This window comes from Streptomyces aureoversilis, from assembly GCF_042657885.1.
GTDB classification, from domain to species: domain Bacteria; phylum Actinomycetota; class Actinomycetes; order Streptomycetales; family Streptomycetaceae; genus Streptomyces; species Streptomyces aureoversilis.
The window spans coordinates 353746-371214 of sequence record NZ_JBHSKJ010000002.1; the positions used below are offsets into that span (position 1 = coordinate 353746).

Consider the following 17469-nt stretch of genomic DNA (forward strand, 5'->3'; position numbering starts at 1 on the left):
GCCCACAACCGTGGGGGCGCCGTGGTGTGCACCGGCGGGAGGTGGCGGGGGCGCAGGGGTGGGGGTCCGGGGCGCTGACGTGTATTTGCGGGCCCAATCTCCGGGCGCGCATGACGTCAGGGGCACCGGGCCCGTAAATGTACGGCCCCGGACCCCCACCCCGGAGCCCCCGCCACCGGACCCGAGACGCACCCGCACCCGGTGACCACGGCACCCGGTGACGACCGCACCCGGCGACTACCGCCCCCGCTCCCCCCGTATCCCCTGGACGACCCCCGCCACAACCCCCCGCACAGCCTCCGTCTCGGTCAGGAAGTGCCACCAGTCCGGGTGGCGGCCCTCCAGCCCCGCCACCGCCCGCTCCAGCCGCTCCACGGCCTCGTCCAGCGGCCGCGCGTGCCGCGGGTCGGGCGTGCTGCGCCCCTCCATCGCGAGCCGCTGGGCGTCGCGGATCGCGAAGCGGGTGCGCTCGACCTCGCCCTGGTGGTCGAAGGAGACCTCGTCCAGCCGCCGCAGCCGGTCCCCGGCGGCGGAGACGGACTCGTCCGTCGTGCTCAGCACGGCCCGCACGGTCGACAGCAGGGCCAGCGCGTCCGGCCACCGCTGCTCGTCCCGCGCCCGGCGCGCCTCGGCGAGCTTCTCCTCGGCCTGGGCGACGGCCCGCTGCGCCTCCTCGGGCACCTGCTGGAGGTCCTGCCAGCAGGCGGCGCTGTACCGGCGGCGCAGTTCGCTGAGGACGGGTTCGACGCCCGCGGCACGGGTCGTCAGGGCTTGGGCGCGCGTCCGCAGGGAGACCAGCCGCTTGTCGATCTCGGCGACCTTCGCGGGCAGCGCTTCGGCCTCGCCGCGCACGGCCTCGGCCTCGTGCAGGACCCTTTCCGCACGCCGGAGGGTCTCCTGGACGCCGTGCTGCCCGGCGCCCTGGTTGAGCCGGGTGAGCTCGGGGGAGAGGGCGGCGAGGCGCGCGGCGAGGCCGTCGGCCTTGAGGCCGGTGTCCCGGACGGCGTCGAGGGCCTGGGTGGCGGCGAGGAGGCCCTGGCGGGCCCGCTCGACGGCGGGCGCGAGCCGGGCGAGCTGCGTCTCGGCGGCGGCCAGCAGCGGGCCGAGGCCCTGCCCGAAGCGGTCCAGCTCGGCCTTGGCACGCAGCAGCTCGTCCTTGGCGGCGGTGAGGTCGGTGCGGGCCCGGGCGGCGGCGCCGGAGTCGAGGTCCTCGCGGTCGATGTCGTGGGAGTCGACGGCGGAGATGTAGGCGTGGGAGACCTCGTCGATGCGCTGCCCGAGGGCGGTGAAGTCGGCCCGGGCCTTGCGGGCGGCGGGGGAGGGGTCCACCGCCGTGATCGTCTCGATGGAGATCCGCAGCTCGCGCTGGGCGGTGTCGAGCTCGTAGAAGGCGGCTGCGGCGGCGTCCTTCGCGGCCTGGGCGTCGGCCCGCTGGCCTTCGCCGCGGCCCCAGCCCCAGCGGCGCGTGCCGCCGCCGGTGAAGGCCGCGGGCGCGGCGGTGACGGCGGCCGCGGCGAGCAGGGGGACGGGCAGCAACGCGAGGGCGAGGACGTCCCGGGCGGTGGCCGTGAGGGCTCTGACGGCCCGGAGGCGGCGGTGTGCCGGTCGTACGGACTGCGCGAAGGTCGCCGTCACTTGCCCTCTCCCGATGGATCGCCCCTGGCCCGGATGCCATTCTCCCACCCGGTAAGGACGAACACACAGGACGGATGGTTCGCGCTACTCCGCCGTACGGATCTTCAGCTCGCCGTTGCCGGTGCGGGCCGAGACGACGTGCTTGCTGTTGTCGTCGCGGGGCACGTCCACGCGCTCCCCGCCGTTGCGGCTGTGCGCGTCGACCCGGTAGGAGGCGCGGGGCAGGTCGAGGGTGAGGGCGCCGTTGTTGCTCTCGGCCTCCACCCGGTCCGGGACCCGGCTGAGCGAGAGGCGCACCGCGCCGTTGTCCGTGCGGGCCTTCACCCGGGTCGAGGTGGTGCCGGTGGTGAGCACGGTGCCGTTGGAGCTGTAGAGGTCGAGGGCTCCGCTGCTGTCGGCGACCTTCACCGCGCCGTTGTCAGAGGTGACCTTGAGGTCGGTGTCGAAGCCGCGGGTCCTGACCGAGCCGTTGTCGCTCTTGACGGTCACCTTCACCCCGCGCGGCACCTCGATCTTGTGCCGGGACTCGCAGTCCACGCTCAGCCCGCTGCACTGCTGCTTCAGCTTCAGCACGGAGCCGTCCAGCTCCCAGGTGACCTTGGTGCTCCCGCCCAGGGTCCACCCCGAGAACCAGCGCGTGACCTCCACGCCCTTGACGTCGGCGGGCGCGATCTCCAGGGCCGAGTCGTCGGACTCGACGGTCAGCTCCTTGCCGGCCAGGGCGAACGTCTTCGTCTCGGGCTTCGCCTCGCTCGCGTCGGCGCTCCCGCAGCCGGCCAGGGCCGCCCCGGCGGCCAGCACGCCGGCCGTGACGAGACAGATGCGGGCGGCGGAACGGGCGCGGGAGCGCGGCTTCATCGGAACTCCGGAGTCGGGGCGACGGGTGCTGTGTACCCGGCAAGCGTAGGAGTGGATCACGCCCGGGCGCGATGAAGCCTCCTACCGGACGGAGGTGAAGCCTGCTACCGGACCGGGGGTGGGGATAACCCCCGCACGCGCCCCGCCGCCCTCACATTTGCGGGGACCCGGGCGGTGCCATGTAGGCTGTCACCTCGTGCCGGGGCGCATAGCTCAGCGGTAGAGCGCTGCTCTTACAAAGCAGATGTCGGCGGTTCAAATCCGTCTGTGCCCACTCTTCATTCCTGCGGTTTCCGCTGCTGCGGATCCTGCGGATTCCGCTCCGGCGGTTCTCCGTGCAGCCGCGCCGCCTGCGCGTCGTAGCTGCGCAGGATCTCCTTCAGCCGGCCCAGCGCCTCCTCGCCGATTTCCGGGGGAGCGGACTCGGTCACGTAGCGGGCCGCGGCGATCAGTGCCGCGAACTCGTACACGTGCGAGGTCACGCGCAGAACGCCCGGCCGGGCCCACTCGAGCTGCATCGGTCGGTCCTTCTCCGTCTCCGTCGTTTCTTCTCCGCCCGTCAGCCTTGCGAGCTGAGGTATCCCTTGATCTGGCCGAGTTCCTGGGCGAAGTCGTCGTAGTCCTCGCGGATGCCGTTGAGGTAGGCGCTCCAGCCGAGGCTGTGCTTCGCGTAGTGCACCGCTTCCTGGATCTCCTCCTCCGAGGCGCCGAAGATCCTGGCCGCTTCGGTGTGGAAGAGCGTGCAGTAGCGGCACTTGGTCTCGGAGTGCAGGGCGATTCCCATGAGCTCCTTGTACTTGTTCGGAATGAGGGTTTCGTCGAGTTCGAACCTCTTGAAGAGTTCCCATTCGTATGCGAGCAGGTCGTCGGGGATGCCGCAGAAGAAGTGCGGGACGAGTCCCAGCGCTTCCTTGATCTCCGACTCGATTTCGCCGCGGCTGCGGTCTCCCATGGCAGCCACCCCTTTCGTCGGGATGAGCAGCTGTCCTCTTTCTTACGATAGGTCCGCCATGCCCGGGTGTCGCGGGCGCGGGTGCGGGCGCGGGCCGGGGTGCGGGCCGCCGACCACGTGCTGTGCCCGCCGCGGGGCCGCCCCTGCGCCGCTTACGCCGCCGGCAGCATGCCGCCGTTGCGGTGCAGCCACGACCGGTAGGCGGGGTGGGCGTAGGCCAGGGACCGGTAGGCGTCCTCCAAGTCGCCGAAGACGGCGTCGGCTTCCGGGAGGGAGAGGGCGCCGGGGCGGGTGGCCAGGGAGAGTTCGGCGGTGAGGGGGTCGCCGTGGAGGGGGCGGAGGACCGTGCCGGGCGTGGCCTCCGCGGTGGGCTGGCAGGCGCGTACGGCCTCGCCCGAGGCGACGAGGTCCGCGGCCGTGGCGGCGTCGCGCACGTGCACCAGGCGCGGGTCGGTGCCGGCCGCGGTGAAGGCCCGCTGCAGGGCCGACCACTCGTGGTCGGCGGCGGGGTCCACGATCCAGGCGTCGTCGGCGAGTTCGGCGAGCCCCACCACCGGGCGGCCGGCCGCCGGATGCGCGGCGGACAGGGCGACGAACCTCGGTTCCCGTGTCATCAGGACCCGTTGCTCGACGCCCGGTGGTATGTGCAAAGGGAAACCCTCGGCCTCGTGGACGAAGGCGACGTCGAGCTGGTTGGTCGCGAGCAGCTGCAGCAACGTGCCCGCGGAGACCTCTATGTGAATGGTGACGTCCGTGTCGGGCAGCCGGGCGTGCAGCCGCCGCAGCCAGCCCGCGACCACGCGGCCGCCGATGCTGCCGACCCGCAGCCGGGCCCCGCCCGCGCCCGCCGCCGCGTCGCGCGCCGCCGCCATCAGGGCGGTCATCTCGGCGATGATGGGCCGCGCCCGGGAGAGCACCGAGTGGCCCAGCGGCGTGGGGCGGCTGCCCGTCTGGCCGCGGGTGAACAGCAGGCCCCCGACGGCCCCTTCGATGCGGCGGAGCTGGGTGGTGAGCGAGGGCTGCGTCATGCCCAGCTGCAGCGCGGCCTTCCGCACGCTTCCCGCATCCGCAATGGCGCAAAGCGCGCGGAGGTGCCTGACCTCGAGCTCCACGGGGGGAGCATAACTGCGCCTCGCACGTCACACCAGGCACATGCCGGGGCAGGGTAGGTGATTGCACGGTGCTATGGCCAGTTGGCATCATCCGCACCGCTGATAACTCGTCACAGACTCTGCGGGACCAGCAGTTCACCCGACGGACATCCGGCCGGCGTTCCCACCACGCCCCCGGAGGTCCTCGGCACGAATGGAGTCCCCCACATGAAACGCTCCACGATGGTGCTGTCTGCGGCGATCGGCCTCGGGCTCTCGGCGGCCATGACGGCGGTCCCCGCGTCCGCCTCCGCCCCGTCGGCCACGGGATCGCAGACGGCGCAGACCGTGTCGTCGTACGCCGGCTCGTCGGCCGAAGAGGCCAACAACAAGGCGTTCTTCGACGCGGTGATGAAGTCGGCGCAGGCCAAGGCCGCGAAGTCGCCGGGCCTGCGGGCCGTCACGGTCACCTACGACGCCAGCAGAGCGCCCAGCTTCGCCTCCCAGATAGCCGCCAGCGCCCAGATCTGGAACAGCTCCGTGCGCAACGTCCAGCTGCGTGCGGGCAGCAACGCCGACTTCAGCTACTACGAGGGCAACGACTCCCGCGGCTCGTACGCGAGCACCGACGGCCACGGGCGCGGCTACATCTTCCTCGACTACCGGCAGAACCAGCAGTACAACTCCACGCGCGTCACCGCGCACGAGACCGGCCACGTGCTCGGCCTGCCGGACCACTACTCCGGTCCGTGCAGCGAGCTGATGTCGGGCGGCGGCCCCGGCCCGTCCTGTCAGAACACCCGCCCGAACAGCGCCGAGAGCAACCGGGTCAACCAGCTGTGGGCCAACGGCCTGTCGGCCTTCAAGAAGGACGACAAGGGCGTGTTCACCACGGCTCGATGACCTCTCGGCCCGATGAGCCCCCCCGGCCCGGTGAGTTCTGCGGCCGCCCGGTGAGCTCCAACGGCCCGATGAGCCCTGCGTCCCGGTGAGCTCCCCGCTCACCGGGCGGGGGCCTGCCCGTCCGGCGGCCCGGTTCCCTCGCGGAGCCGGGCCGCCGCCCGTCTCCCGGCCCGTGCGGCCCATACTGGAACCGATGACACACGTGCCCCCCGGCCTCACCTACGCGGAGGCCGGCGCCACCGCCCGCCTGCCGCTTCCCGCCGGCTACCACCACCTCCGTGAGGTCGGTTACCTCGGCCGCGGCCGCCCGGTCTTCGAGGCCGCGGCCGACGCGCTGCTCTCCTGGCGCATGCACCGCGCCGCCGGCGTCCGCATCCCCGCCGGTACCCTCCCGGCCGCCCCCGGCGTCACCGTGGACCTCTCCCTCGGCCTCGGCCCGCTGCGCGCCTCCGGGACCTGCGCGGTCGTCTGGGCCGTGCGGGAGGAGCGCCGCGCGGGCTTCGCCTACGGCACGCTGCCGGGCCATCCCGAGTGCGGAGAGGAGTCCTTCGTCGTCACGCTCGACGGCGCGGAGGACGTGCGCCTGGCCGTGACCGCGTTCAGCCGTCCGGCGCGCTGGTTCACCCGGGCCGCCGGGCCGCTGGTGCCGGCGTTCCAGCGCGGATACGCGCGCCACTGCGCGCGGGTGCTGCGCGCGGAGACCGTCCGCGCGGCGAAGTGACGGAGACCACCCGCCGGGCGACGTAGAAGGGCGGACGGCCGGGCGTACGCACGCTCGTGCGACCGCGGAATCCTGTCGTCCATCCGTCACCGACCGGACGTACGGTCGCTGCCGTAACGGGTGCTACCGAAGGTGCGGGCGAGGCCGGGCCCGGGGCCGCGTGACGCCTCGCGCCGCCTGTTACGCCTCGCGCGTCCTGGGGCGCTTGACGACGTACGCGGCGCCCGCGCCGGCCGCGAAGAGGGCGAAGAAGGAGACGGCCGTGCCGATCCAGCCGGCGCCCAGCCACTGGCCGCCGAAGTAGCCGAGGCTCACGCTGTACGCGGCCCAGGTCAGACCGGCCAGGGCGGACCAGGGGAGGAACTCGGCGGCCCGGCGGTGCATCACGCCGGCGCCGAGGCTGACGACGGAGCGGCCGGCCGGTGCGAAGCGGGCGACGACCACCAGGGGGCCGCCGCCGCGCAGCAGCGCCGTGCCGAGCTTGGCCTGCGCGGCTGTCAGCCGGCGCGAGCGGGCGATGGCCCGGTCGAAGCGGTCGCCGCCGCGCCAGGCGAGCCGGTAGGCGACCATGTCGCCCATGACGGACGCGGTCGCGGCGCACATGACCAGCGGCAGCATCTCGGAGAATCCGGCGTGGCCGTGGGCCGCGCCGCCGACGGCGTTGGCCGCGGTGCCCGCGGCGGCGGTCGCCGCCGTGATCACCAGGACGCCGCTGGGGAGGACCGGGAGGAAGACGTCGAGCAGTACGGAGATGCTGACGATCACATAGATCCATGGGGTGTCGGCCAACGCCCCCAGTTTTTCCAGCACGTCCTGATCTCCCGGTACGGTCCCCCGCCGCGACGTCGCAGGGGAGCGGCAGGGGCGGCCTTCACAACCGGACAGCGTACGCCTGGGGCGTGTGTGACGTGTGAGTGGGGGTGGTGATGTTGTGCGCATCACGGTACGGATCGCGACATTAAGGACGCTGAGTCACACACCGGGCGGGTCCGGGCGGGGGCCCGGCGGGTCCGGGAGCGGTACCGGACCCGCTCCGCGGCTCAGCCGCGGCGGGAGAAGAGCCGGTCCAGGGACAGCGCGCCCGGGCCGGTGAAGACCAGGAGCAGGAAGGCCCAGCAGAACATCGCGGAGGCCTCGCCACCGTTCTGGATCGGCCACAGGGCCATGCTCTGGTGCACGTCGAAGTACGCGTAGGCCATGGAGCCGGAGGCGATCAGGGCGCCGGTGCGGGTGCCCACGCCGAGCAGGACGAGCGCGCCGGCGACGAGCTGGATGACGGCCGCGTACCAGCCCGGCCAGGTGCCGGCCTCGACGGTGCCGCCGTTGGTGCCGGCCGCCCCGCCGAGGATGCCGAAGAGGGAAGCGGCGCCGTGGCAGGCGAAGAGCAGGCCGACCACGATCCGGAAGGCGGACAGGACGTACGGGCGGGCCGCGTCGAGCCGCTGCGCCAGGGCCGGGGCCGCGTCCGCGGAGGTTCTCGCGGGGGCGGCGGTCGCCGGGGCGGAGGGGGAGGCGGCGGTGGGCGTGGGGGGCATGACAGGGGGCTCCTCGTATCGGGGACAGGAACGATGAGGGAACCAGGTTAGGTACCCCTAATCGATACTTGCAAGTTCAAGTTCTTGATTCATTGTGCCGGACTCCGCTCCGAAACGCGTGGGGACCGATTGCCGCCTGCATGACAGTGGGGCGGTCCGGATGGATATCCATCCGGACCGCCCCACTGTGCGAAGGCCGCGACCGCGGCCGCGGGAAGGCCGCCTCAGCAGCCGTTGAGGACCGCCGCCAGCTTCTCCTTCTCGGCGGAGTCGACGGTCAGCTTGTAGTGGTGCTTCACCGTGACCCACATCCGCGCGTACGTGCAGGCGTAGGAGTTCAGCGGCGGCATCCACTGCGCCGGGTCCTTGTCGCCCTTCGCCTGGTTGACGCGGTCGGTCACGGCGATCAGCTGCGGCCGGGTCAGGTCGTTGGCGAACGCCTGGCGCTGCGCCGTGGTCCAGGCGTTGGCGCCCGAGCGCCAGGCCTGGGCGAGCGGCACGATGTGGTCGATGTCGATGTCCTGGGCGTCGTGCCAGGTGGCGCCGTCGTAGGGGGAGGCCCAGGTGCCGGAGACGGCGGCGCACTTGCCGTCCTGCTGCACGTTCTCGCCGTCGCGCTTGAGGACGACCTCGCGGGTGTTGCACTGCCCGGACTGGGTGCTCCAGTGGGGGAACTTCGTCCGGCTGTAGCCGTCCATGGAACCCTCGGGGCTCACCTTCAGCTCGCCGAGGTAGCCCCGGACGGTCGCGGCGTCCGGCGGGGTGGGCGGCGCGGCGTGGGCCGTGCCCCCGCCGAGGGCGAGCGAGCCGGTCAGTGCGGCGAGGCCGCACGCCACGGCGGCGCGACGCGCGTAGAGGCCGCGCGCGGCGGAGGGGGTGCGTATTGCGGACATGGGAACTCCCTGTGAAGTGGGGGGTCTTCGGCCGTCGGGAGCGGCCAGGATCGCGGCGTCCGGTGTCCGGGGGGTGGGCGCCAGGTAACAGGGTGACGACGCGATCATGACAAGGCAAGAGCCCGTTCACGTGACCTTGACCGCGCTCGGCGCCGCCGCGCGCCGCTTTCCTGACACGCCGCCATGCGACCGCCGGTAACCGGCCGTTCGGGCCGCCTAGGGTGGGCCGCGTGCTCGCCGCCGCAGCGTTGCTGCCCGTCAACGCCACGCTCGCCGTGGTGCTCGCCGTCCTGCTCGTGGCCGCTGTGGGCGTCGCGGCCGCCGCCCGGCTCGCCGACGGGCGGGGGCGCGGGCACGCCCGCTCGATCGCCGTCGCCGGGGTGCGGGCGGCCGCCCAGCTGGCCGCGGTCTCCGCCGTCATCGGCTGGGTGGTCCGCGCGGTTCCGCTCCTCCTCTGCTTCGTCGGGCTGATGTTCGCCGTCGCGGTACGGACCGCCGGGCGGCGCATCACGGACAACCGCACCTGGTGGTGGGCCGCGGTGCCGATCGGCGCGGCGGTGCTGCCGGTCGTGGCCCTGCTGCTGCTCACCGGGCTCGTGCCGCTCAAGGGCATCGCCCTGATCCCCGTCACCGGGATCCTCATCGGCGGCGGGCTCACGGCGACCGTCCTCGGCGGCCGGCGCGCCCTCGACGAGCTGCACACGCGGTACGGCGAGGTGGAGGCCGGCCTGGCGCTCGGCATGGCCGACCGCGACGCCCGCCTGGAGATCGCCCGCCCGGCCGCGTCCGACGCCCTGCTGCCGGGCCTCGACCAGACCCGCACCGTGGGTCTCGTCACACTGCCCGGCGCGTTCGTGGGCATGCTGCTCGGCGGGGAGTCCCCGCTGCTCGCGGGCGCGGTGCAGCTGTTCGTCCTGGTCGCGCTGCTGGCCGTGCAGGCGGTGGCCGTGGCGCTCGTCCTGGAGCTGGTGGCGCGGGGGTTGCTCCACCGCGACGAGGCCGGCGGCGGCCGGGGAGGGGCCGGCGGCGGCCGGGGAGGAGTCGGCGGCGGCCGGGGAGGGGCCGGTGGCGGCCGGGGAGGGGCTGCGGCCGCCTCGGCGGGGCGGTTCGCCCGCCGGTCGCGTACCCTGAACGGAGCAGAAGGGGAGTAGCTCTTCGCCGGACCGTCGACATACTGCCGAGCTCGCCTCGGCCGGCGCCCGGAGGCAGGCGTCCGCGCCCGCCAGCGAGACCTTCGGCCGCAGTGTCCATGACGCTGCCGTGCCGAAGCGACCCCTCGACAGGTTCAGGTCCCCTCGGTGCGGCAGCACCCCACCGACTGAGGGAATGCCTCCGTGATCAGCTTCACCGTCGCCGCCCTGGCCTTCGGCGTCGTCTTCCTCGCCGAACTGCCCGACAAGACCGCCCTGGCCGGCCTCATGCTCGGCACCCGCTACCGCGCGAGCTACGTCTTCGCCGGGGTCGCCGCGGCCTTCGCCGTGCACGTCGCGCTCGCCATCGCCGCCGGGAGCGTCCTGACGCTGCTGCCGCACCGTCTCGTCCAGTGCGTGGTCGGCCTGCTCTTCCTCGCGGGTGCGGTCATGCTGCTGTTCAAGAAGGACGAGGGTGACGAGGAGTTGCGCAAGCCCGCCGACCAGTCCTTCTGGAAGGTCTCGGGGGCCGGCTTCATGCTGATTCTCGTCGCCGAGTTCGGCGACCTCACGCAGATCATGACGGCCAACCTCGCCGCCCGCTACGACGATCCGCTGTCGGTGGGCCTGGGCGCCGTGCTGGCCCTGTGGGCCGTCGCGGGCCTGGGCATCGTCGGCGGCCGCACCCTGATGAAGTACGTGCCGCTGGCGCTGATCACCAAGGTGGCCGCCGTGGTGATGCTGGGACTCGCGGGTTTCAGCCTGTACGAGGCGGTCGCGGGCTGATCCGCGCGAACGCCGTCCGCCGGCCCGGGGCTGTCAGCGCGCCGGGCCGGCGGACGGGTGGGTGTCATCGGGCCGGGCCGGGTGGGCCGGGCCGGGTGGGTCAGGCCGGGTGGGTCAGGCCGAGACGTGGAGCGTGACGGCGCCGTTCTCGCCCGCCTCCACGCGTATCCGGGTCAGGTCCGCGACGTGGACGTCCGGGTTGTGGGCCGCCGCGCGCGGGCCGACGCCCACCACGCGCATGCCCGCCGCCTTGCCGGCCGCGATGCCCGCCTCGGAGTCCTCGAAGACGATGCAGTCCGCGGGGGCGAAGCCCAGGGCCGCGGCGCCCTTGAGGAAGCCCTCCGGGTCCGGCTTGCTCGCGCCGACGGACTCCGCGGTCACGCGGACCTCCGGCATGGGCAGGCCCGCCGCGCCCATGCGGGCCTCGGCCAGGGCGCGGTCGGCGGAGGTGACCAGGGCGTGCGGGAGGGAGGCGAGGGCGGCCATGAAGGCCGGGGCGCCGGCGACCGGGACGACGCCGCCGACGTCGGCGGTCTCCGCGGCGAGCATCCGGCGGTTGTCGGCGTGGTTCTGCTCCATCGGGCGCTCCGGGAGCAGCACGGCCATCGTGGCGTAGCCCTGGCGGCCGTGGACGACCTTCATCACGGCGTCGCCGTCGAGCCCGTGCTCGGCGGCCCACTCGCGCCAGCAGCGCTCCACGACGGCGTCGGAGTTGACGATCGTCCCGTCCATGTCCAGGAGCAGGGCGCGGGCGGTCAGCGTGGTCGTGGTGGGGGCGAAGGCCTGCATCGACGGCTCCAGGGCGCGGGAGTAAGGCAAGGCGGTCCCGCCCGCCGGTCAGGGAATACGGGCGGGACCACTTTGTTTCCTAACGATACAAAAAGTCCCGCCCGGAAAGCCAATGGCCTACCCCGGCGGGCCGGACGGGGCGATCCGGACCACGATGGAAGAGCGTTTCGCGCGTGAAGCGAGGCGGTGCGGGGTGCGGAAGCGCCGCGCAGTCCCGTTGTCCCGCAGTCCCGTATTCCGTAGTTCCAGGAGATCCCAGGAGACCCCAGGAGCGCCCATGGCGGACGACACCCCGGGCCCCTCCGTGGCCGCGGAGCCCGAGCCCCTGCCCGCGCCCGGCGAGGGGCAGCCCCGGCGCACCGTCCTCGTCGCGATCGGGGCCCTGCTGCTCGGCATGCTGCTGGCCGCCCTGGACCAGACGATCGTCTCCACCGCCCTGCCCACGATCGTCAGCGACCTCGGCGGCCTCGAACACCTCTCGTGGGTCGTCACCGCCTACATGCTCGCCTCCACCGCCGCGACCCCCCTGTGGGGCAAGCTCGGCGACCAGTACGGGCGCAAGAAGCTCTTCCAGACGGCCATCGTCATCTTCCTGCTCGGCTCCGTGCTGTGCGGCATCGCCCAGAACATGGGCGAGCTCATCGCCTTCCGCGCCGTGCAGGGCCTCGGCGGCGGCGGGCTGATGGTGCTGTCGATGGCTATCGTCGGCGACCTCGTGCCGCCCCGGGACCGCGGCCGCTACCAGGGCCTGTTCGGCGCGGTCTTCGGCGGTACGAGCGTGCTCGGCCCGCTCCTCGGCGGCCTGTTCGTCGACCACCTCAGCTGGCGCTGGGTCTTCTACATCAACGTCCCCATCGGCATCGTCGCCCTCTTCACCATCGCCGCCGTCCTGCACATCCCGGCCCGCCGCACCCCGCACCGCATCGACTACCTCGGCACGTTCCTCATCGCGGCCGTCGCCACGTGCCTGGTCCTGATGACCTCCCTCGGCGGCACGACGTACCCCTGGTCGTCCTGGCAGATCATCGGCCTCGGCGTGCTCGGCGTGGCGCTGCTCGTCCCCTTCGTGCTGGTGGAGCGGCGCGCCGCGGAGCCCGTCCTGCCGCTGAAGCTCTTCCGGATCCGCACCTTCACCCTCTGCTCGGTGATCGGCTTCGTCGTCGGCTTCGCGATGTTCGGCTCGATGACGTACCTGCCGACGTTCCTGCAGGTCGTGCAGGGCGTCTCGCCGACCATGTCCGGGGTGCACATGCTGCCGATGGTGGCCGGGCTGCTCATCGCCTCGACCGGCTCCGGCCAGATCGTCAGCCGCACCGGCCACTACAAGGTCTTCCCGATCGCCGGCACGGCCGTGATGACCGTCGGCCTGCTCCTGCTGCACCAGCTCGACCCCGGGAGCAGCACGGGGGAGATGAGCGCGTACTTCTTCGTCTTCGGGTTCGGGCTCGGCCTCGTCATGCAGGTCCTCGTCCTGGTCGTGCAGAACGCCGTCGCCTACCGCGACCTCGGCGTCGCCACCTCCGGCGCCACCTTCTTCCGCTCCATCGGCGCGTCCTTCGGCGTCTCCATCTTCGGCACGATCTTCGCCAACAAGCTCGGGCCGCGGATCGCCGACGCCCTCGCCGGCGCGAGCCTCCCCGCCGGCGTCAGCGCCGACAAGCTCCAGGCCGACCCGCGCGCGGTCTCCGCCCTCCCGCCGGGCGAGCGGGCGGGCGTCCTCGACGCCTACTCCACGTCCATCACCGACGTCTTCCTCTACGCGGTGCCCGCCGGGCTCGTCGCCTTCGCCCTCGCCTGGCTGCTGCGGGAGGAACCGCTGCGGGGCAGCGTCACCGCGCCCGACAACAGCGAGGTCATGTCCAGCAACCCCGTCGAACGCTCCTCGCACGACGAGGTCGCCCGCGCCCTGTCCCTGCTCGGCAGCCGCGAGGGCCGCAAGAAGGTCTACGAGGTGATCACCGAACGGGCCGGGCTCGACCTGCGCCCCGCCGCGAGCTGGATGCTCCTGCGCATGAACCGCTACGGCTCCGTGGAACCCTCCCTGCTCGCCGAGCGCGTCGACGTCCCCCTGCGCGCCGTCACCGAGGCCGCCATCCAGCTGGAGGTCCGCGGCCTCGCCCGCCGCGAAGGCCTGCCCCTCGTCATGACGGACGAGGGCCGGCGCGTCGCGGGCCTCCTCTTCCGGGCCCGCGAGGAATCCCTCGCCGACCTCCTCGGCAACTGGTGGACCGCGGACCGCCCCACCGACCTCGACGCCCTCGTCCGGGAACTCACCACCGAACTGTGCGGCTCGGACGCGGAACAGCCCCACGACGGGGACGCGGGGCCGCGGCGGGATCACGACGCGCGGCGGGATCCGGGGAGGCGGCAGCCGTGAAAGGGTGACCCGAGGCTGGGTGACCATCTGGGCGGCCGAGGTCGAAGTCGAACGCCGCCCCGACCTCCCGGCCCGGCGCCGCGCCGCCGAGCACGCCGTCCAGACCCTTGACCGCGACGACCCGGCGTGGCGCGCCGCCATGAACGAACTCCAGGCCGTCCTCACCGAGGCCCGTGAGGCGACTGCCTGATAGCCGCTCCACCGGGATCACTGCCCGGCGGGTCCGGGTACGGCGTGGTCCAAACGCCAGTGGTTACGGAACCTGCTCAGGGCGTCGACGGCCTGGTTCGTGCGTTCTCCGGCCGCGGACGCCGCGCGCCACGCCGCGTCCAGCTCGGCGCACCGGGCACAACCCGACCAGTGTGTGCCATCGCTGTTGGCCAAGGCCCGGAACGTCTCCCGCTCCTGCCCCATGGCCAGCCGCAGCGCGACCGCGGGCACCTCCCATTCGAGCCCGCCGCCGGGCGTACACACCTGCACGCGGAAACCCCGGTGCCCGATCACTTGGGCCACGCGGTCCTCCCGTGTGTCCACTACGTACGCGCCCACTCGATACGTCACGGCGCTCATTCCTCCTGCAAGGTGCTGCCTGACCTGCTCGTACGTCTACGTAACCGCACGACTGCGCGGGGCGGTACCGTTGGCGGGAGACCGGCACTTGAATCCCTTTAAAGTCCGCAAGAGCATGTGGAGTTGATGGGTGTGACAGAGCGGAAGAACGAGGGTCTGGCCCGGCTTCTGACCGAGAGCCGCTGGACCTACCGCCAGTTCGCCATGGCGGTCAACCGGCTGGGGACCGAGACCGGCACTCCCATGAAGTACGACGAGTCGTCCGTGCATCACTGGCTGGGCGGCACACTGCCGAGGAAGGCCGTCCGACCACTCGTATTGGAAGCTCTGGCCCGCAAACTGGGCCGTCCGGTGACACGGGCCGAAGCAGGCTTCCCGGCGACCGGAGAGAAAGCCGCCGAGCTCGCGGACCCCGTTGAGGGACTGGTCGATCTCGGACGGCTGGACATGGATCCGTCACGCCGGGGTGTCCTCGGAGCAGGGCTGTTCTCGGTGGCCCTGACCATTCCGGGGTGGCAGGACGTTGTCGGGCGCGCCGAGGCCGTGCACAGCGGTCGCGCCGCGCGTATCGGCTGGCCGGAAGTCGACATGGTCGCCGCCATGACTGAGCGCGTGTCATCGCTGGACGATCAGTTCGGGGGTCGGCACGCCCGTCCCATGGCAGCTGCCTTCGCCGTCAACACCGTGGCCGCGTACCTCCGTGCAGGCGCTCCCGACGATGTGCGAAAGGGGATGTTGTCGGCCGCTTCCGACCTTTGCTACCTGACGGGGTACATGGCCGTTGACGAGGGATACCATGGCCTTGCGCAGCAGTACTACCTCAAGGCGCTTGAGCTGGCCGGCCAGGCGGGCGATCACCTGACCTACTGCACCACCCTGCGGGGCATGAGCGTCCAGGCCGTGGACCTCGGCTACGGGCCCCGGGCGAGCCGGCTGGCCGACGCGGCTGCTGCAGCCTCCCCTCAGGCCGGCCCCCGGATGCGGGCGTTCCTCGCCGGGCAGCAGGCACATTCGGCAGCTCAGTCCGGGAACCGCAGCGAGGCTCTGCGGTACATCAAAGAGGCAGAGGTCGCGATGGACAAGGCCGAGTCCCAGGAAGCGGCATTCGGTTCCTACGACCCCTCTTCGCTGCAGTACCACGTGAGCCAGGTGCAATACGGGCTCGGCGACGTGCGCGGTTCGATCAAGTCCATGCAGGAGGCGGAAACGCTGCGGTACAGCGTGTACCGCCGGGCCAGGGTCCGCCAGCAGTCGTACCTGGCCGAGCGGCAACTGGAAATCGGGCATCTGGAAGCGGCTTGCGCTACATGGAACCGCGCCCTCGACGACTATCCGCTCGTGCAGTCCCAGCGCTGTGATCAGCGGATCGAGATCATGCGCACGCTGATTCGCCCCCACTTGAAGAACGCCAAGGCCCGCGAACTCTACGAGCGCGCTGCGACCATAAAGCGCCCGATCACCGTATAAGCCCTTCTCCGAGCCGGCGCCGGGCGGTCGTGGACGGCTCCAGCGCGAACACCAGCTCCGGACGGTCCCACGTGACCGCCCCCGTCGCCCGCACCGTACCTGTGCGGGTCGCGCCCACGCTCTGGTAGAAGCCTTCGGACGGCGGGTGGGAGACGACGCGTACGCCGGACAGCCCCGCCGCCCGGGCCTGGTCCTTCATGTGGGACGCCAAGCGGCGTCCCACACCCAGCCCCTGGGCCGCGTCCGCGACGAACATCAGGTCCAGTTCGGCGGGCGGGCCGAGGAGGAGGGCGTAGAAGCCGAGGAGGGCGCCGTCGTCCGCCTCCGCCACGAAGACCTCGTGGGCCGCTATGTAGTCCGCGGTGACCTCGTAGTCCTCGACCATCGCCGCGTAGCCGCCCCGGTACGCGCCCGAGCGCCTCACCAGGGCCGTGAGGTGGGCGGCGTCCGCCGCCGTGGCGCGTCTGAGCACGTCGATTCCCCTCGAACGAATGTAAGAGATCCAATACGCCTGAGGGTATTACCAATCAGCCGCCCGCGGCATGGCGCCCGTCACAGCCGCTGGATGATCGTCCCCGTCGCCAGCGCCCCGCCCGCGCACATCGTGATCAGGGCGAACTCCTTGTCCGCCCGCTCCAGCTCGTGCAGGGCGGTCGTGATCAGCCGGGCACCCGTCGCGCCGACCGGGTGGCCGAGGGCTATCGCGCCGCCGTTGACGTTGATCTTCTGCAGGTCCTGTTCGAAGACCTGGGCCCAGGAGAGCACGACCGAGGCGAAGGCCTCGTTGATCTCCACGAGGTCGATGTCCCGGAGCGACATGCCCGCCTTGCCAAGGACCGCGCGCGTGGCGTCGATCGTGCCGTCGAGGTGGAAGTGCGGGTCGGCCCCGACGAGGGCCTGGGCGACGATGCGGGCCCGGGGGCGCAGCTTGAGCGCGCGGGCCATCCGCTTGGACGACCACATGAGCGCGCACGCGCCGTCGGATATCTGCGAGGAGTTGCCGGCGGTGTGGACGGCGGTGGGCATGACGGGCTTGAGCCCGCCGAGCGCTTCGGTGCTGGTGTCGCGCAGCCCCTCGTCGCGGTCGACGAGCCGCCACATGCCCTGGCCCGCGTACTGCTCCTCCTCCGTCGTCGGCACCTGGACGGCGAACGTCTCCCGCTTGAAGCGCTCCTCGGCCCAGGCGCGGGCGGCCCGCTGCTGGGAGAGCAGACCGAGCCCGTCGACGTGCTCCCGGGTCAGGCCGCGCTTGCGGGCGATGCGTTCGGCGGCCTCGAACTGGTTGGGCAGGTCGACGCTCCACTCGTCGGGGAACGGCTTGCCCGGCCCGTGCTTGGAGCCGCTTCCGAGCGGGACGCGGGACATGGCCTCCACGCCGCACGCGATGCCGATGTCGACGACGCCGCCCGCGATCATGTTGGCGATCAGGTGGTTGGCCTGCTGCGAGGAGCCGCACTGGCAGTCGACGGTGGTGGCCGCGGTCTCGTAGGGCAGGCCCATGGCCAGCCAGGCGGTGCGCGCGGGGTTCATGGACTGCTCACCGGCGTGGGTGACCGTGCCGCTGACGATCTGCTCGACGCAGTCGGGCTGGATCCCGGTGCGGGCGAGCACCTCCCGGTAGGTCTCGCCCAGCAGGTAGGCGGGGTGGAGATTGGCGAGCGTGCCTCCGCGCCGGCCGATGGGGGTGCGTACGGCTTCGACGATGACGGGTTCCGCGGCCATGGTTCGTCCTCTCGTGGCATCCGCTGGGCGTCCCGGCGCC

At 72.5% G+C, this 17469-nt stretch carries 18 protein-coding genes, 1 tRNA gene and 1 pseudogene; 8 read left to right on the forward strand and 12 right to left on the reverse strand.

From position 1 onward, the window contains the following. Positions 1 to 237 precede the first annotated feature (237 nt). Together ACFPP6_RS04445 and ACFPP6_RS04450 are read right to left on the reverse strand one after the other, a co-directional pair. Positions 238 to 1635 (reverse strand): coiled-coil domain-containing protein, encoded by a 1398-nt coding sequence (locus tag ACFPP6_RS04445; RefSeq protein ID WP_382037412.1) that lies wholly within the window; start codon positions 1633 to 1635, stop codon positions 238 to 240. 84 nt (positions 1636 to 1719) lie between these two features. Beyond that, positions 1720 to 2493, reverse strand: coding sequence for a DUF4097 family beta strand repeat-containing protein (locus ACFPP6_RS04450; RefSeq protein WP_382037414.1), 774 nt, complete (start codon positions 2491 to 2493; stop codon positions 1720 to 1722). Between the two features lie 202 nt (positions 2494 to 2695). Between ACFPP6_RS04450 and ACFPP6_RS04455 the strand changes: the two genes are divergently transcribed. Continuing rightward, positions 2696 to 2767 (forward strand) — tRNA-Val (locus ACFPP6_RS04455). Positions 2768 to 2771: 4 nt separating this feature from the next. On the opposite strand, the gene ACFPP6_RS04460 is transcribed toward ACFPP6_RS04455, so the two are convergent. The 3 genes from ACFPP6_RS04460 to ACFPP6_RS04470 all read right to left on the reverse strand — a co-directional run bounded on the left by ACFPP6_RS04460 (position 2772) and on the right by ACFPP6_RS04470 (position 4500). Further along, positions 2772 to 3011, reverse strand: a complete 240-nt coding sequence (locus tag ACFPP6_RS04460; protein WP_382037416.1) for a hypothetical protein — start codon at positions 3009 to 3011, stop codon at positions 2772 to 2774. A gap of 41 nt (positions 3012 to 3052) precedes the next feature. Next, positions 3053 to 3445, reverse strand: a complete 393-nt coding sequence (locus tag ACFPP6_RS04465; RefSeq protein ID WP_382037418.1) for a carboxymuconolactone decarboxylase family protein — start codon at positions 3443 to 3445, stop codon at positions 3053 to 3055. 152 nt (positions 3446 to 3597) lie between these two features. After that, on the reverse strand, positions 3598 to 4500 hold the full coding sequence (locus tag ACFPP6_RS04470) for a LysR family transcriptional regulator (protein WP_382037420.1): 903 nt from the start codon (positions 4498 to 4500) through the stop codon (positions 3598 to 3600). 264 nt (positions 4501 to 4764) lie between these two features. Here ACFPP6_RS04470 and snpA point away from each other — a divergent pair, with 264 nt between their 5' ends. Both snpA and ACFPP6_RS04480 read left to right on the forward strand, forming a co-directional pair. After that, positions 4765 to 5439 carry a snapalysin gene (gene snpA, locus ACFPP6_RS04475; protein WP_382037421.1) on the forward strand — a complete coding sequence of 225 codons (675 nt, stop codon included), beginning with the start codon at positions 4765 to 4767 and terminating at the stop codon, positions 5437 to 5439. 193 nt (positions 5440 to 5632) lie between these two features. Continuing rightward, entirely contained in the window at positions 5633 to 6160 is a 528-nt protein-coding gene (locus ACFPP6_RS04480; RefSeq protein ID WP_382037423.1) for a DUF1990 family protein, read from the forward strand. Positions 6161 to 6340: 180 nt separating this feature from the next. Here ACFPP6_RS04480 and ACFPP6_RS04485 read toward each other — a convergent pair whose 3' ends face one another. The 3 genes from ACFPP6_RS04485 to ACFPP6_RS04495 all read right to left on the reverse strand — a co-directional run bounded on the left by ACFPP6_RS04485 (position 6341) and on the right by ACFPP6_RS04495 (position 8588). Then, positions 6341 to 6970 (reverse strand): DedA family protein, encoded by a 630-nt coding sequence (locus ACFPP6_RS04485; RefSeq protein WP_382037424.1) that lies wholly within the window; start codon positions 6968 to 6970, stop codon positions 6341 to 6343. Positions 6971 to 7200: 230 nt separating this feature from the next. Then, positions 7201 to 7695, reverse strand: a complete 495-nt coding sequence (locus ACFPP6_RS04490; protein ID WP_382037426.1) for a DoxX family protein — start codon at positions 7693 to 7695, stop codon at positions 7201 to 7203. Positions 7696 to 7919: 224 nt separating this feature from the next. Beyond that, positions 7920 to 8588, reverse strand: a complete 669-nt coding sequence (locus ACFPP6_RS04495; protein ID WP_382037428.1) for an HNH endonuclease family protein — start codon at positions 8586 to 8588, stop codon at positions 7920 to 7922. A gap of 248 nt (positions 8589 to 8836) precedes the next feature. Here ACFPP6_RS04495 and ACFPP6_RS04500 point away from each other — a divergent pair. Beyond that, positions 8837 to 9586 (forward strand): annotated as a pseudogene (locus ACFPP6_RS04500) (ABC transporter permease); the annotation flags it as partial. Positions 9587 to 9922: 336 nt separating this feature from the next. Beyond that, positions 9923 to 10504: a TMEM165/GDT1 family protein gene (locus tag ACFPP6_RS04505; RefSeq protein ID WP_336007711.1), complete on the forward strand. Its 582-nt coding sequence runs from the start codon at positions 9923 to 9925 to the stop codon at positions 10502 to 10504. A gap of 114 nt (positions 10505 to 10618) precedes the next feature. Here the strand turns inward: ACFPP6_RS04505 and ACFPP6_RS04510 are convergent, their stop codons facing one another. Beyond that, a complete protein-coding gene (locus ACFPP6_RS04510; RefSeq protein ID WP_382037714.1) occupies positions 10619 to 11293 on the reverse strand; it encodes an HAD-IA family hydrolase in 675 nt (224 codons plus the stop codon). Positions 11294 to 11570: 277 nt separating this feature from the next. On the opposite strand from ACFPP6_RS04510, the gene ACFPP6_RS04515 reads away from it, so the two are divergent. Together ACFPP6_RS04515 and ACFPP6_RS04520 are read left to right on the forward strand one after the other, a co-directional pair. Further along, positions 11571 to 13670, forward strand: a complete 2100-nt coding sequence (locus tag ACFPP6_RS04515; protein WP_382037430.1) for an MDR family MFS transporter — start codon at positions 11571 to 11573, stop codon at positions 13668 to 13670. A 19-nt stretch (positions 13671 to 13689) separates the two neighbouring features. After that, positions 13690 to 13860, forward strand: a complete 171-nt coding sequence (locus ACFPP6_RS04520) for a hypothetical protein (protein WP_382037432.1) — start codon at positions 13690 to 13692, stop codon at positions 13858 to 13860. A gap of 17 nt (positions 13861 to 13877) precedes the next feature. Here the strand turns inward: ACFPP6_RS04520 and ACFPP6_RS04525 are convergent, their stop codons facing one another. Continuing rightward, positions 13878 to 14231 carry a hypothetical protein gene (locus ACFPP6_RS04525; protein WP_382037434.1) on the reverse strand — a complete coding sequence of 118 codons (354 nt, stop codon included), beginning with the start codon at positions 14229 to 14231 and terminating at the stop codon, positions 13878 to 13880. A 135-nt stretch (positions 14232 to 14366) separates the two neighbouring features. Here ACFPP6_RS04525 and ACFPP6_RS04530 point away from each other — a divergent pair, with 135 nt between their 5' ends. Then, the gene (locus tag ACFPP6_RS04530) at positions 14367 to 15707 is read left to right on the forward strand and encodes a tetratricopeptide repeat protein (RefSeq protein ID WP_382037436.1); all 1341 of its coding nucleotides are present in this window, start codon (positions 14367 to 14369) and stop codon (positions 15705 to 15707) included. On the opposite strand, the gene ACFPP6_RS04535 is transcribed toward ACFPP6_RS04530, so the two are convergent. Then, positions 15697 to 16179: a GNAT family N-acetyltransferase gene (locus ACFPP6_RS04535; protein ID WP_382037437.1), complete on the reverse strand. Its 483-nt coding sequence runs from the start codon at positions 16177 to 16179 to the stop codon at positions 15697 to 15699. The genes ACFPP6_RS04530 and ACFPP6_RS04535 overlap by 11 nt on opposite strands. Positions 16180 to 16259: 80 nt before the next feature. Then, complete coding sequence (locus ACFPP6_RS04540; RefSeq protein WP_168091375.1) at positions 16260 to 17429, reverse strand: steroid 3-ketoacyl-CoA thiolase; 1170 nt, start codon at positions 17427 to 17429, stop codon at positions 16260 to 16262. Positions 17430 to 17469: the final 40 nt, after the last annotated feature.